This window comes from Microbacterium sp. CFH 31415 (assembly GCF_022538185.1).
GTDB lineage: Bacteria > Actinomycetota > Actinomycetes > Actinomycetales > Microbacteriaceae > Microbacterium.
In genome coordinates this window covers 225,985-239,307 of sequence record NZ_JAKYXC010000003.1, presented here as the reverse complement: position 1 = coordinate 239,307, position 13,323 = coordinate 225,985, and the positions used below count along the sequence as shown (strand labels likewise).

Here is a 13,323-nt window from a genome sequence, read left to right as displayed (position 1 = left end):
GCCCCCCAGCCTACGGCACCGCCGTCGCCTCGTCCGCGTCGCCGGGCACAGCCGCTAGGCTGAAGCGGATGAGTACGAACACGCCCGGTGAGGACATCCCCGTCCGCCGGATCGACCGCATTCTGGCGTTCATGTCGCTGGGCCTCCTCGTGCTCTCGATCGTGAGCTTCTTCGCGATCATGATCGCCTCGTCATCAGGCGCCGACATGGGCACGGGCATCTGGCCCGCCGTCGGCCTGCTGGTCTACATCGCTCCGATCATCGCCTTCGCCATGATCCTCGCGGTCCTCATCATGAGCTTCGTGCGGAGGGCTCGGGCGAACCGAGGCGGCTGAGTGGTCTCCGACGAGCGGGCGCTGGCGACCTGGTTGGCGGGTCGTCCCGACGCTGCGCTCGCTGAGACGCTCGCCGCGCGCGGCGTGGCGCCGTCGGCCGCCTGGCACGACTTCTTCGACGCGGCCGAGTCGCTGCTGGATGCCGCATCCGTCGATCGCGCTCTCGTGCGGCTCCCCCGCTCCGCCCTCACCGGCCTCGTCGCTGCTCCGTCGGCGGCCGACGCGCGGCTCGCGCAGCTCGCCCTCGTGGACGACGCCGGCATTCCCTATGCGTCGGTCTCGGAGCGGGTCGCCGAGCTCCGGTCACGGGAGCCCGCCGCGTTCACCGCGGCCCCGGTCGCACCGGCGCCGGTCCCCGCAGACGAGCGCCACACCGCGGCCGCCGCCGAGCGCGCGTTCACGACGGCCGGCTCGCTGGCAGATGTGCTGCTGGCCTGCCTGCACGCTCCGTTCGCCCGCACGGGCGCCGGCTCGGTGAGCGCCGCGGAGCGCAAGCGCCTGCTCGACATCGGAGCGCTTCGCGAGTCAGACGACCTCGAGGATCTCCTCTCGGCGGCCGCGATGGCCGGGCTCGCCGTCGCGCAGGAACGCCAGTGGGAGGTCACGACTCAGGGCGAGCGCTGGCTCGAGGCGACGACCGCAACGCGCTGGACCACGATCGCGAACGGGTTCCGCGCGTCGCTTCCCAGCGGTGTGCACACTCCCGAGGGCGGGTTCTCCTCCCCCGAGACCTGGACCGCGGCGTACCCACTCGACCCGGACTGGCCGGCGCGCGCGGCGCGCCTGCACCGCGTGGGCCAGAACTGGGGACTCCTCGGCAAGGACGGCACCGAGTTCGAGTGGACGGCGTCGCTGCGCCGCGGCGAGGACGCCGACGCCTCCGCACTCGTGGCGCACCTGCCCGCGGAGATCGACCGGGTGTACCTGCAGGCCGACCTGACCGCGATCGCCCCGGGACCCCTCGCGCCGTCGCTCGATCTGCGACTGCGCGGGATCGCCATGCGGGAGTCGCGTGCCCAGGCCTCGACCTACCGCTTCACCGCGGAGTCACTCGGCGCCGGCATGACCGAGGGCGAGACGGCCGGGTCGATCCGCGCCTTCCTGACGGAGCTGTCGCTCACCGGCATCCCGCAGCCGCTCGAGTATCTGATCGAGAGCACCGCCGCCCGCCACGGCCTCGTGCGGGTGCGCGCCGACGAGGCGTCGGCTCGCACGCGCATCGAGAGCACGGATGCCGCGCTGCGCGAGACGATCGCCATCGACCAGGCGCTGCGGCCGCTCGGCCTGCTGCCCGAGGGCGACGCGCTCGTCTCGCGCGTGACACGTGACGCGGTGTACTGGTCGCTCGCCGATGCCCGCTACCCCGTGGTCGCGCTCGACGAGGACGGCGCGCCCGAGCCCGTGCACCGCCGCGCCACCGGCATCCGCGAGGCCGCCGCATCGACGCCGGTGGAGACGTACGCGCGGCTGATCGCCGCGCTGCGCAGCGGTCACGGCACCGACGGCGAAGAGGGCTGGCTCGGCCGCGAGCTCGAGCAGGCCGTACGCGCGCGCTCCGAGATCGTCGTGGTCGTGCGGATGCCCGACGGTGCGGAGCGCACGCTGACGCTCGAGGCGTCGGGACTCGGCGGCGGCCGCCTGCGCGGACGCGACCGGGCCGCCGACATCGAACGAACGCTGCCCGTCTCGAGCATCGTGAGCGTGCGGCCGGTCTGATCCGCACTGTGCGCTCAGCGTCACGCGGTCGTGCCCCCGGGTCCGTGTCGTCGCGGCCCCCGGTAGACTGGCTCGTTATGGCTGACGGCCCACTCATCGTCCAGAGCGACCGCACGGTGCTGCTCGAAGTCGCCCATCCGGATGCGGAGAGCGCGCGGCACGAGCTCGCCATCTTCGCCGAGCTCGAACGCGCTCCCGAGCACATCCACACGTACCGCATCACGCGGCTCGGACTGTGGAACGCCCGCGCCGCCGGTCACGACGCGGCCGACATGCTCGCGACCCTCGAGCGGTGGTCGCGCTTCCCGGTGCCGCCGTCGGTGTCGATCGACATCGCCGAGACGGTCGGCCGCTACGGCCGCCTCGTCATCGAGCGCGCGCCGGTCGCAGAAGACGGCTCGGGCGGCGAGCTGATCCTCCGGTCGACGGATGCCGCGGTCCTGGCCGAGGTGTCGAAGAACAAGCGCATCCAGCCGCTGCTCATCGGCCGGCCGTCCCCCGACTCGTTCGTGATCGACGCGTGGGCGCGCGGGCACATCAAGCAGGAGCTGCTGAAGATCGGCTGGCCGGCCGAAGACCTGGCCGGGTACACGCCGGGGACGCCGCATCCGATCGACCTCGCTGAAGACGGCTGGAACCTGCGCCCCTACCAGCGCCATGCCGTCGACATCTTCACCGACGGCGGGTCGGGCGTCGTCGTCCTCCCCTGTGGCGCCGGCAAGACGCTCGTCGGCGCCGGTGCGATGGCCGCGACCAAGACGACGACGCTGATCCTCGTGACCAACACCGTCAGCGCCCGCCAGTGGCGCGACGAGCTGCTCAAGCGCACATCGCTGACGCCCGAGGAGATCGGCGAGTACTCCGGGCAGTCCAAGGAGATCAAGCCGGTCACGATCGCGACGTACCAGATCCTCACCGCGAAGCGGAAGGGACAGTACGCCCACCTCGCGCTGCTCGATGCCCTCGACTGGGGGCTGATCGTCTACGACGAGGTGCACCTGCTGCCGGCGCCGGTGTTCAAGCTCACCGCCGACCTGCAGGCGCGTCGGCGACTCGGGCTCACGGCCACCCTCGTGCGCGAGGACGGCCGCGAGGGCGACGTCTTCAGTCTCATCGGGCCGAAGCGGTTCGACGCCCCGTGGAAGGAGATCGAGGCCCAGGGCTTCATCTCCCCGGCGGTCTGCTACGAGGTGCGCGTCGACCTCCCGGCCGGCGACCGCCTCGAGTACGCCGCGGCCGCCGACGACGAGCGCTACCGCCTCGCTGCGACCGCGCCCGCCAAGATCGGCGTCGTGCGGCGGCTCGTCGAGAGGCACGCGGGCGAGCGCATCCTCGTGATCGGGCAGTACCTCGACCAGATCGACCTGCTCGCCGAGTCGCTCGGCGCGCCGAAGATCACGGGAGCGACCCCGGTCGACGAGCGCGAGCAGCTCTATCAGGCGTTCCGCGTCGGCGAGATCTCGCTGCTCGTCGTGTCGAAGGTGGCGAACTTCTCGATCGATCTGCCCGAGGCATCCGTCGCCATCCAGGTGTCGGGGTCGTTCGGCTCGCGCCAGGAGGAAGCTCAGCGCCTCGGACGCCTGCTGCGACCCAAGGAGTCGGGCAACACCGCCAGCTTCTACACGCTCATCGCGCGCGACACCGTCGACCAGGACTTCGCGCAGAACCGGCAGCGGTTCCTCGCCGAGCAGGGCTACGCGTACACGATCCTCGACGCGGACGGCATCGCGGCCTGAGGATCCCACGCAGGATGCCGCGGCCTCAGCGTACGCGGTGGTCGCCTGCGCCTCGTGCAGCCCGAGTCGCTGGTCAGAGCCGGAGGAAGTCGCCGATGCGCCGCGCGACCTCGGCCGGATTCTCGTCGACCAGGTAGTGCCCGCCCCCGGGCACGAATTCGAGCGTCGTGTGCGGTGCGTCGTCCCGACCGACATGGAGAGCATCCTTCGGGAGCAGCCGGTCGTCCGCGCCGAAGAGCACCAGCGTCCGTGTCTCCAGCACCCGGCCACGGTAGGCGCCGTTCACCGCCTTCATGAAACCTGAAAGGATGATGCCGCGGTACAGTTTGGACGCAGCGCGCGCCCGTGCGGGATCGCGCAGTGCCTCGACGTACGCCGCCACATCCGCTGCCGGAAGGGGGCGGGTCTTGAAAGCGTCGAGGATGTAGTGCGCGAGTCGCTGGCGCCCACGGGACAGCAGGGCGGGTCCGAGTCCGGGCATGGCCACGACCCATTGGAACCAGAGGTGCGGGAGCGCCTTCATGAGCCCCAGCGCCAGAGCACGGTTCATGCGCAGATACGGCGCCGGCACGGCCACGGCGACGTAGTTCCGCACGCGGTCGGGGTGCGAGAGGCAGAGATCGAAGCCCACGATCGCACCCCAGTCGTGCGCGACGAGGTCCACACGGGCGAGGCCCAGTTCGTCCAGAAGAGCGATGAGATCCCGCTGGACGGTCTCGGAGTCATATCCGGCGTTCGGCGCATCGGTCTCCCCCGCCCCACGCAGATCGGGAGCGACAAGGCGCGCTCGGTCCGACAGCGCGGTCATCACCGGCGCCCATTCTCGCGAGCTCTCGGGGAAGCCGTGCAGGAGGAGCACGGGCGTCCCCGCCCCGGCGTCGGTGACATGCATCCGCAGTCCGTTCACGGTGACCGACGAGGAGCGGATGCCGGTGAGATCCGTCATGCGAGAAGGGTACTACTTTCATAGTGCCGTGTCACTACTTCCGTAGTAACCGAGCTTCGCCTAGAGTCGGGCGCATGGCTTCGACGCGTGAGCGGGCTCTCGACGCTGCGCTCGCGCTCGTGGGCAAGCAGGGCATCCGGGCGCTGACCCACGCCCGCGTGGACGAGCGGGCGGGATTGCCGAAGGGATCGACCTCGAACTGGTTCCGCACGCGCGAAGCACTCGTGGCGGGCGTCGTGGCGTGGCTCGCCGAGAGTGAGCGTGCCGAGTTCGCGGAGGCCGAGACGCCGCCCGTCGATACGCCCGAGGAGATGATCGAGGCCCTCAGCGCGCTGATCGCGCTGCAGACGGGGCCGTTTGCCGGGCGCACCCGGGCGCGCTACGCGCTCTTCCTCGAAGGTGCCGGAGACGCGGGGCTCCTCGCCCCGCTCCTCGAGCAGCGTCGCGTCTTCGTGGAGTGGACGGTTGCACTCCTCGAGCGCGTCGGCGCCCGTTCGCCGGAAGAGGCGGCTCGCGCCCTCATGGCGGCGGCCGACGGTCTCGTGCTGCATCGGGTCACCGTGGATCCGGATGCCGAGATCCGACCGGTCGTCGAACGGGCTGTTCGCTCCGCGCTGGACTGACGTCGCACCCCGCGGCGTGAGGGTCCTCGCCTCTGCAACGGCCTCACGCGGAACGCCGGCCGGCGAGGTACGCCGCGATGCGATCCAGGCCACCGGGCCAGGCGACGGTCTCGAAGAAGTCGCGCGTCTGGGTGTCAGGGAATCCGGTCTGCTCGACGGTGATGAGGGTGCCCGCGTCGGTCGGCGTGAACGTGAGCGCGATGAGCGTCTCCGGCGAGGCGGTGACCCGCCCATCGACCGTCGACTCCCCGGTGTAGCGCGTGACCACGCGGCGCGGGCGATCAATCTCGACGAACGTGAAGATGTCGTGGACGAGCACGGCCGGATTCGGGCGGAACGTCGCCTCCCAAACGCCACCGACGCGCAAGTCCACGGTCGTGCGCACCTCACCCTCGTCGGGGCCGAGCTGCGTCAGCCACAGGCGCTGCGCTTCCGGCTCGGTGTAGGCGGTGAACACCTCCTCCGCGCCAGCGGGCATCTCTCGCGTCACCCGCAGGCTGATCGCCTGGTCTGGGACTGTGTGCGCCATGGCACTGCTCCTTTCGAATCGGCGAAACCGCATCGCTGTCGGTTCCGCTGCGCCCACGGTCCGCGAACGCTTTCGGGAGTGGCCACTTTACTATGTTTATAGTGGTCCATCCACTATGGACATAGTGCGGCGAGCACGGGGACAGCTCGCACCGTCCGCGCGGCCATGCCCCCCGTCCGAGCAGTCCGGGCTGCGTCAGAGCGCGCGGTAGCGGAGGAAGACGAACCCGTCGTCGTCGGTCACCACGCCCGGGAGCCCGAATCGGCGGTCGCCCTCGGGCGCATCCTGCGCGATCCGTCCCGCTCCTCCCCCGACGAACCGGGGCGCGAGCGTGAGGCACACCTCGTCGACCAGCCCGGCACCGAGCAGGGCGCCGAAGAGATGAGGGCCGCCCTCGCACAGCACCTGGGTCCAGCCGCGCTGCCGGAAGCCGTCGAGCATCATCGCGAGGTCGACATCGTCGCGACCGCACGGCAGGACGTCGGCCACCGCGTCGAAGGCGTCTCCGCGGGCGTCGGCCGCGGCATCCGTCGTCACGATCACCGGCCGCCGCACGGCCTCGGCGAACACCGCATCGCCGGGTTCGAGCCGCAGGCCGCCGCTGACCATGGCGAGCGCCGGCTGGTCGTCGAGACCCCGGGCGCGGCGCCAGTCGACATCCCGGTCGTCGACGCAGATGCCTCCGTACCCCTCCGCGCGCACCGTGCCGGCCCCCACGACCACGACGTCGGCCATCGTGCGCAGCACCTGCATCAGGACACGGTCGGTGGGCCCGCCGAGCGCTCCGCTCGTTCCGTCGAGGGTGACCGCGCCGTCGGCGCTCGAGACGAAGTTCATGCGCACGCGGAGGTCATCGCGATCGGGCAGCGCGTACGCTTCGAGCAGTTCGTCTCGGGTGGGCTTCGAGGCAGGCATCAGGCATTCCCCTCCGGCCGCGTGTTGTGCAGCTCGTACGCCGGCTCCCGCCAGCCGAGGATGGCCTCGACCATGCGCAGCGCGTCGACCGTCTCGCGCACATTGTGCACCCGCACGATGCGGGCGCCCCGCAGCGCGCAGTACACCGCCGCGGCGAGCGAACCGGACAGCCGTTCCCCGCGGTCCCGCCCGAGCGCCTCGCCGACGAAGTCCTTGTTCGACAGCGCGACCAGCACCGGCGAGCCGAGAGCCGCGAGCTCGCCCAGCCGGCGGGTCAGCTCGAGGCTCTGGCGGGTCGTCTTGTTGAGGTCGTGCCCGGGGTCGAGCACGATGCGCTCCGCCGGAACCCCGTGATCGAGCGCGAGGTCGCGGCGGGCCATCAGGAACCGTGCGACGTCGCCGATCACGTCGGCATAGTGCGGGAGCGGATGCTGCGTCCTCGGCGCCGCGAGGCTATGGGCGATCACCAGTCCGGCACCCCCCTGCGCGACCACGGTGGCCATGGCCGGGTCGTGCAGGCCCGTCGTGTCGTTGACGACGGACGCGCCCGCCTCGATCGCCGCGCGGGCCACCTTGGGCTGGAAGGTGTCGACGCTCACGCGTGTGAGATGCGCGAGTTCGCGCACGACCGGCACGACGCGCGCGATCTCCTCCTCGACGGGCACCGGCGGTCCGGGCGCGAACTTCACGCCCCCGACGTCGACCAGCTCGGCGCCGGCCTCGACCGCGGCGACCCCGGCCGCGACGGCCGCGTCGAGCGCGAACGTCGCACCACGGTCGTAGAACGAGTCCGGCGTGCGATTGACGATCGCCATGACCGCGAGGTGCCGGGTGAGGTCGAGCCGCCCACCGGGCAGATCGAGCACCGACGACGGGGTGTCGAGCGCGAGGCTCGGGGCGGCCGCGAAGGTCATGGCAGCAGGCTGTCCAGCGGCACGTCCGGATCGCGCAGGAAGTCGAGGTCGACCCGCTCGCCCGAGCGGATCAGCGCCTGGACCTTCTTGTTCACCTTCCAGACGTTCACGTTCATGCCGGCGACCACGCGACCGCCGTCGACCCAGAAGGCGATGAACTCGCGTGCGCCGACATCGCCGCGCACGACCACCTCGGCCTCCGCCATGAGGGGTGCGTAGCCCGACAGCTCCATTCCGAGGTCGTACTGGTCGGTGTAGAAGTACGGGATGTCGTCGAAGGATGCCGGCTTCCCCAGCATCGACCGCGCGGCGACCTTGCCCGCATTCAGCGCATTCGCCCAGTGCTCGCTGCGCAGGTGCCGCTGCAGCACCGGGTGGAACGCGTTGGCGACGTCACCTGCCGCGTACACATCGGCGGCGCTCGTGCGCAGCGCGGCATCGGTGAGGATCCCGTTCAGGATGTCGAGGCCCGCGTCCTCGGCGAGCGCAGTGTTCGGCGTCGCCCCGACGCCGACGAGCACGAGGTCGGCAGGCAGGGTCTCGCCGTCGACGACGACCCCTTCGGCGCGATCGTGCCCGATGATGCGCTCGACGCCCACCGACGTGCGCAGATCGACGCCGTGCTCGAGATGCAGGTCACGGAAGACCTCGCCCATCTCGGAGCCGAGCGCCAGGGCGAGCGGCACCGCGTCCCGCTCGAGGATCGCGACTTCGTTGCCGAAGCCCCGCGCCGTCGCGGCGACCTCCATGCCGATCCAGCCCGCCCCGATCACGACGAGTCGTGTGCCACCATCGCGCAGCCGCGCAGCGAGGGCGTCGGAATCGTCGACCCGGCGCAGGGTCACGACCCCGGGAAGCTCATGACCCGGGAGCGGGATCATGCGCGGCGTCGCCCCCGTCGCGAGCAGCACCGCGTCGTAGCGCTCCAGCGAGCCGTCGTCGAGCTCCACCCGATGAGCCGCCGGGTCCAGAGCCGTCACCGAGACGCCCGTGCGCAGGCGGATGCCGTGCTCGTCGTACCACTCGGACGGGTGGAGGAAGACGGCATCCGCCCCCTCGCTGCCGGCGAGATAGCCCTTCGACAGCGGAGGCCGCTGGTAGGGCGGACGCGGCTCCGCGGCCACGATCGTGACGTCGCCCTCGAAGCCCTCGTCGCGCAGTGCTTCGGCGGCGGTGCCGCCGGCGAGCCCGCCTCCGACGATCAGCATGTGGTCCATGACGACTCCTCTCGTCGATGCCGTCCTCACGCGTCGCCCGCGCCCAGGAGATGTCGCTGCAGTCGCCGGTCGTGCGCGAAGCTGCCGCGGAAGGCGGTCGTCGAGGTGGTCGCGCCCGCGCTGCGGACGCCGCGCACCGACATGCAGAGATGCTCCGCCTCGACGACGACCCCCACGCCGTCCGGCTCGAGCGCCGCGTCGAGCGTCCGCGCGATCTGAGCAGTGAGCGCCTCCTGCACCTGGAGCCCGCGGGCGTGATGGTCGACGACCCGCGCCAGCTTCGAGAGGCCGACGAGGCGCTCTCCCGGAAGGTAGCCGACGGTCGCGGTGCCGCGGAACGGCAGGAGATGGTGGCGACAGAGCGAGACGAACGGGATGCCGCGCACCACGACCGGTTCGTCGTAGCCGTCCTCGTTGGGGAACGTCGTCATCTCGAAGGGTTCGGGCGTGAGCAGTTCGAGGAAGGCGTCGGCGACGCGACGCGGCGTCTCGCTCAGGTCACCGTGGTCGGGATCGTGGCCGAGAGCGGCGAGCAGGTCGGCGACGGCCGCCATCGCCGCATCCCGGTCGATCGGAGCCACGACGGGAAGGGCGTGCAGCGCGGTCGCAGCGACGGTGGTCGACATCATCCCCACTCCTTCACGAGCAGCACGTGGTGCGTCTACGGCTGAACCTAGGCCCGTCCCATTCTTTTGTCAAGAATTCTGATTTTAGAGAGTAGACTCGCGCCGTGAGCGCTCTGAATCCGAACCGCGCCGAGGCCGTCGCCGTGCTGGCCGATCCGCAGCGCCTCGAGCTGTACCGCCTGGCGAGCGCGCAGGAGATCAGCCGGGACGACGCCGCTGCGGCGCTCGGCCTGCCGCGCAGCACCGCCGCCATGCACCTGGAGCGCCTGGCGGACGCCGGCCTGCTCGCCGTCACCCACGTCCGCCGTTCCGGACGCAGCGGACCAGGCGCCGGCCGGCCCGCGAAGCTGTATCGCGCCGCGTCGGCGGACGTGGCAGCGAGCATCCCCGAGCGGCACTACGAGCTCGTCGGCGACCTGCTGGCCACTGCCGCCCACGCCGCCGACGAGCAGGGCATCGGCGTGCGCGACGCACTGGCCGCCGAAGCCTTCGCCGCCGGTGCCGCGATCGGGGGCGCGCACGACAACCTCGAGGAGGCGCTGGTCGCCTGCGGCTATGCGCCGGCGAGCGCGGAGTCGGGAGACCTCGTGCTCGAGAACTGCCCGTTCCATGCGCTGGCCACGCGTCACACGGCGCTCATCTGCGGCGCGAATCTCGAGCTCGTGCGCGGCGCGGCGACCTCGACGGGCGACGCGCGCACGCCCGTGCTCGCCCCCGCAGCCGGTCGCTGCTGCGTCGAGATCCGCACGGAGGACCGATGAGCAATTCGCGCCCACGTCGCCGATTTCCCGCCACGGCGCCGGTTCCGCCGACATAATGAGGGCATGACAGCACCTCGCATCCTCGTCGTCGACGACGAGCCGAACATCCGCGACCTGCTCATCACGAGCCTCCGCTTCGCGGGGTTCCAGGTGAGGGCCGTGTCCAACGGGGCTCAGACGATCTCGGCTGTCCTCGAAGAGGAGCCCGACCTCATCATCCTCGATGTGATGCTCCCCGACATGAACGGCTTCAGCGTCACCAAGCGACTGCGCGGCGCCGGTTACACCGCGCCCATCCTTTTCCTCACCGCCAAGGACGAGACCGAAGACAAGATCACGGGCCTCAACGCGGGCGGCGACGACTACGTCACGAAGCCGTTCAGCCTCGACGAGATCGTCGCCCGCATCCAGGCCATCCTGCGCCGCACCATGCAGGCCGACGAGGAGTCCGTCATCCGGGCCGGCGAGCTCACGATGGACCAGGACACCCACGACGTGCAGGTCGGCGACGCCAGCATCGACCTCAGCCCGACCGAGTTCAAGCTGCTGCGCTACCTGATGCTCAATCCCAACCGCGTGCTGTCGAAGGCGCAGATCCTCGACCACGTGTGGGAGTACGACTTCAACGGCGATGCCGGCATCGTCGAGAGCTACATCTCCTACCTTCGCCGGAAGATCGACCCGCACTCGTCCGAGCCGCTCATCCAGACCAAGCGCGGCTTCGGCTACATGCTCAAGGCGGGCAAGACCGCCTAGCCGCGGCATACCGAGGGGGCCACCCTGGCGCAGAAGACGGACGCGATCACCCGGTGGTGGCGTGGCACCAGCCTGCGCGCAAAGGTCACCGGGGTCACCGTCGCCGTTCTCGCGCTGGGGCTGGTGGCTACCGGCGCGGGCGCCACGCTGTTCCTGCGCAACGCGCTGATCGCCAACCTGAACAGCACCGTCGAGCAGGTCGCCGCGACCGAGATCGGCGCCGGACTGTTCGACATCGTGATCATCAACGGCGTGGTGACGGCCGCCGAGAAGGACGACGTCCCGCGCAGCGATTACCACGTCGCCCTGTACCAGCCCGACGGGGAGTTCATCATCTCCGCCGGCGGGAGCGACCCGCAGCCCGACTTCCCGGTCAGCTACCCGCTCGAGAAGGCGGTCACCGCCGGGGTGTCCGCTTTCGAGTTGACGGATGCGGAGACCGGCGCCCGCTTCCGCGCGAGCGTCGCCCCGCTCGAAGTCTCAGGCGGCGTGCTCCTCCCCCAGCTCGTCGCCATGCCCGTCGCCCCCGTGAACCAGGTGGTCGCGACGTTCCTCGGCATCTACACGATCCTCGCGATCATCACGCTGCTGATCGGGGCCGTCGCCACACGATGGCTGGTCACCCTCACGTTCCGCAGTCTCGGCCAGGTCGAGACCACCGCCGACGCGATCGCAGGCGGCGAGTTCAGCCTGCGCATGACCGACATCGAGCCGACGTCGACCGAGGTCGGCCGGCTCAAGACGGCGATCAACGCGATGCTCGACCGGGTCGACGCCGCACTGTCGGAGCGCGACTCGACGGTGCGGCAGATGCGCCGGTTCGTCGGCGACGCCAGCCACGAGCTGCGCACTCCGCTCGTGACGGTGCGCGGCTACGCCGAGCTGTACCGGATGGGCGCGATCCGCGGCGACGACGACATCGCCCAGTCGATGGACCGCATCGAGAAGGAGGCGATCCGGATGGGCGTGCTCGTCGAGGACCTCCTCGCCCTCGCGCGCCTCGACGAGCGGCGTGACGTCGTGATCACGCCGGTCGACCTGCGTCCCGTCGCCCGCGACGCAGCGCTCGACCTGCGCGCCGCCGCGCCGCAGCGACCGGTGACCGTGATCGACACGACCACCGACGGCCATCCTGCGCCGGCCGCCCCCGCCCCAGCCGACGACGGCCCGGACTCGCCCGAGAAGCGGCGCGCTCCCGTCACCGCGCTCACCCGGGCCGGCGCGACGCTCTCGCTCCTGCGCCGCAAGCCCCGCCCGATCCCCGCGACGACCGCGACCGCCTCACGCGACATGCCGCCGCTCGCCCCGGTCGACGAGCCGCCGACCGCGCCCGGCGCGGTGCTGCCCGTGGTGCTCGGCGACGAGAACCGCATCCGGCAGGTCGTCACGAACCTGCTCGGCAACGCCCGCCGTTTCACCGCTGAGAACTCGCCCATCGAGTTGCGCATCGGAGCGGACGCCCTCACCCGCATGGGCTGGATCGAGATCGTCGACCACGGCGAGGGCGTGCCCGACCAGATCAAGGACAAGATCTTCCAGCGGTTCTGGCGGGCCGACACGTCGCGCACGCGCGAGACCGGCGGCTCCGGTCTCGGCCTGTCGATCGTCGCCTCGATCGTCGAGGCGCTGCACGGCTCGGTCGGCGTCAGCGACACCCCCGGCGGCGGTGCGACGTTCCGCGTCTCGTTCCCCTTGGCAGAGGAACGGGATGCCGCGGAGCACCTGCACATCGAGACACAGCCGCTCGAGCGGCCCGAGCTCGACGAGACCTGATCGGCGCTCCTCCCCAGCGCGGCTTCGCCGTGCGCTGTTCCCCAGGAAGCCCGCGGCGCGTCCCGCCGAGCGCTGATGCTTCTAGCGTTGCGGGACACACCAGGGCGCGGCATCCGGTCGCCCCGACGAAGGGAGCACCCATGGCCGTCTTCTCCGTCGACAGCGACGCCGTCCTCGCGACCACCGCGTCCGTCCGCGGCACGATCGAGCGGCTGCAGGCCGAGTCCAACGCGATGATGACCCAGCTCACCCAGCTGCAGTCCTCGTGGACAGGCTCGGCCTCCCTCGCCTTCCACACCGTCGCCGATCAATGGCGCGCGACGCAGCGCCACGTCGAGGAGTCGCTGACGGGCATCAGCGTGGCGCTGGCGGCCGCCGGCCGCCAGTACGCCGAGGCCGAGCACGCCACGACGAGCCTGTTCCGCTGAGCCTCGGAACGACGAAGGGCCCCTCCCGGAGGAGGGGCCCTTCGTTGA

14 protein-coding genes are annotated in these 13,323 nt (G+C 71.2%); 8 read left to right on the top strand and 6 right to left on the bottom strand.

Features of this window, described 5'->3' with window-relative positions:
• Positions 1–68 precede the first annotated feature (68 nt).
• The 3 genes from MK786_RS05205 (at position 69) to MK786_RS05195 (ending at position 3,787) form a co-directional block, all read left to right on the top strand.
• A complete protein-coding gene (locus MK786_RS05205) occupies positions 69–335 on the top strand; it encodes a multidrug ABC transporter ATPase (protein ID WP_241111169.1) in 267 nt (88 codons plus the stop codon).
• Positions 336–2,051: a helicase-associated domain-containing protein gene (locus tag MK786_RS05200; protein ID WP_241111168.1), complete on the top strand. Its 1,716-nt coding sequence runs from the start codon at positions 336–338 to the stop codon at positions 2,049–2,051.
• A gap of 77 nt (positions 2,052–2,128) precedes the next feature.
• A complete protein-coding gene (locus MK786_RS05195) occupies positions 2,129–3,787 on the top strand; it encodes a DNA repair helicase XPB (protein WP_241111167.1) in 1,659 nt (552 codons plus the stop codon).
• A gap of 73 nt (positions 3,788–3,860) precedes the next feature.
• Here MK786_RS05195 and MK786_RS05190 read toward each other — a convergent pair whose 3' ends face one another.
• Positions 3,861–4,733: an alpha/beta fold hydrolase gene (locus tag MK786_RS05190; RefSeq protein WP_241111166.1), complete on the bottom strand. Its 873-nt coding sequence runs from the start codon at positions 4,731–4,733 to the stop codon at positions 3,861–3,863.
• Between the two features lie 74 nt (positions 4,734–4,807).
• Between MK786_RS05190 and MK786_RS05185 the strand changes: the two genes are divergently transcribed.
• Positions 4,808–5,356 (top strand): TetR/AcrR family transcriptional regulator, encoded by a 549-nt coding sequence (locus tag MK786_RS05185; RefSeq protein ID WP_241111165.1) that lies wholly within the window; start codon positions 4,808–4,810, stop codon positions 5,354–5,356.
• 43 nt (positions 5,357–5,399) lie between these two features.
• Here the strand turns inward: MK786_RS05185 and MK786_RS05180 are convergent, their stop codons facing one another.
• From MK786_RS05180 to folE, 5 genes are all read right to left on the bottom strand, one after another.
• Positions 5,400–5,885: an SRPBCC domain-containing protein gene (locus MK786_RS05180; RefSeq protein ID WP_241111164.1), complete on the bottom strand. Its 486-nt coding sequence runs from the start codon at positions 5,883–5,885 to the stop codon at positions 5,400–5,402.
• 195 nt (positions 5,886–6,080) lie between these two features.
• Positions 6,081–6,800 (bottom strand): pyrimidine reductase family protein, encoded by a 720-nt coding sequence (locus tag MK786_RS05175; RefSeq protein ID WP_241111163.1) that lies wholly within the window; start codon positions 6,798–6,800, stop codon positions 6,081–6,083.
• Complete coding sequence (folP, locus tag MK786_RS05170) at positions 6,800–7,714, bottom strand: dihydropteroate synthase (RefSeq protein WP_241111162.1); 915 nt, start codon at positions 7,712–7,714, stop codon at positions 6,800–6,802. Before folP ends, MK786_RS05175 begins: the two co-directional genes overlap by 1 nt.
• Complete coding sequence (locus MK786_RS05165) at positions 7,711–8,931, bottom strand: NAD(P)/FAD-dependent oxidoreductase (protein ID WP_241111161.1); 1,221 nt, start codon at positions 8,929–8,931, stop codon at positions 7,711–7,713. The genes folP and MK786_RS05165 overlap by 4 nt, the downstream gene beginning before the upstream one ends.
• A gap of 26 nt (positions 8,932–8,957) precedes the next feature.
• Complete coding sequence (folE, locus tag MK786_RS05160; RefSeq protein ID WP_241111160.1) at positions 8,958–9,560, bottom strand: GTP cyclohydrolase I; 603 nt, start codon at positions 9,558–9,560, stop codon at positions 8,958–8,960.
• Between the two features lie 101 nt (positions 9,561–9,661).
• On the opposite strand from folE, the gene MK786_RS05155 reads away from it, so the two are divergent.
• From MK786_RS05155 to MK786_RS05140, 4 genes are all read left to right on the top strand, one after another.
• Positions 9,662–10,318: a metalloregulator ArsR/SmtB family transcription factor gene (locus MK786_RS05155; protein WP_241111159.1), complete on the top strand. Its 657-nt coding sequence runs from the start codon at positions 9,662–9,664 to the stop codon at positions 10,316–10,318.
• 63 nt (positions 10,319–10,381) lie between these two features.
• Positions 10,382–11,074 carry a response regulator transcription factor gene (locus MK786_RS05150; protein WP_191765703.1) on the top strand — a complete coding sequence of 231 codons (693 nt, stop codon included), beginning with the start codon at positions 10,382–10,384 and terminating at the stop codon, positions 11,072–11,074.
• A 123-nt stretch (positions 11,075–11,197) separates the two neighbouring features.
• Positions 11,198–12,847, top strand: coding sequence for a cell wall metabolism sensor histidine kinase WalK (locus MK786_RS05145; protein ID WP_241111158.1), 1,650 nt, complete (start codon positions 11,198–11,200; stop codon positions 12,845–12,847).
• A 140-nt stretch (positions 12,848–12,987) separates the two neighbouring features.
• Positions 12,988–13,275, top strand: a complete 288-nt coding sequence (locus MK786_RS05140; protein ID WP_241111157.1) for a WXG100 family type VII secretion target — start codon at positions 12,988–12,990, stop codon at positions 13,273–13,275.
• Positions 13,276–13,323: the final 48 nt, after the last annotated feature.

Coding starts and splice junctions, on each gene's coding strand:
- MK786_RS05205 (WP_241111169.1), top strand. CDS start 69: ATGAGTACGAACACGCCCGGTGAGGACATCCCCGTCCGCCGGATCGAC.
- MK786_RS05195 (WP_241111167.1), top strand. CDS start 2,129: ATGGCTGACGGCCCACTCATCGTCCAGAGCGACCGCACGGTGCTGCTC.
- MK786_RS05190 (WP_241111166.1), bottom strand. CDS start 4,733: ATGACGGATCTCACCGGCATCCGCTCCTCGTCGGTCACCGTGAACGGA.
- MK786_RS05185 (WP_241111165.1), top strand. CDS start 4,808: ATGGCTTCGACGCGTGAGCGGGCTCTCGACGCTGCGCTCGCGCTCGTG.
- MK786_RS05180 (WP_241111164.1), bottom strand. CDS start 5,885: ATGGCGCACACAGTCCCAGACCAGGCGATCAGCCTGCGGGTGACGCGA.
- MK786_RS05175 (WP_241111163.1), bottom strand. CDS start 6,800: ATGCCTGCCTCGAAGCCCACCCGAGACGAACTGCTCGAAGCGTACGCG.
- folP (WP_241111162.1), bottom strand. CDS start 7,714: ATGACCTTCGCGGCCGCCCCGAGCCTCGCGCTCGACACCCCGTCGTCG.
- MK786_RS05165 (WP_241111161.1), bottom strand. CDS start 8,931: ATGGACCACATGCTGATCGTCGGAGGCGGGCTCGCCGGCGGCACCGCC.
- folE (WP_241111160.1), bottom strand. CDS start 9,560: ATGATGTCGACCACCGTCGCTGCGACCGCGCTGCACGCCCTTCCCGTC.
- MK786_RS05150 (WP_191765703.1), top strand. CDS start 10,382: ATGACAGCACCTCGCATCCTCGTCGTCGACGACGAGCCGAACATCCGC.
- MK786_RS05140 (WP_241111157.1), top strand. CDS start 12,988: ATGGCCGTCTTCTCCGTCGACAGCGACGCCGTCCTCGCGACCACCGCG.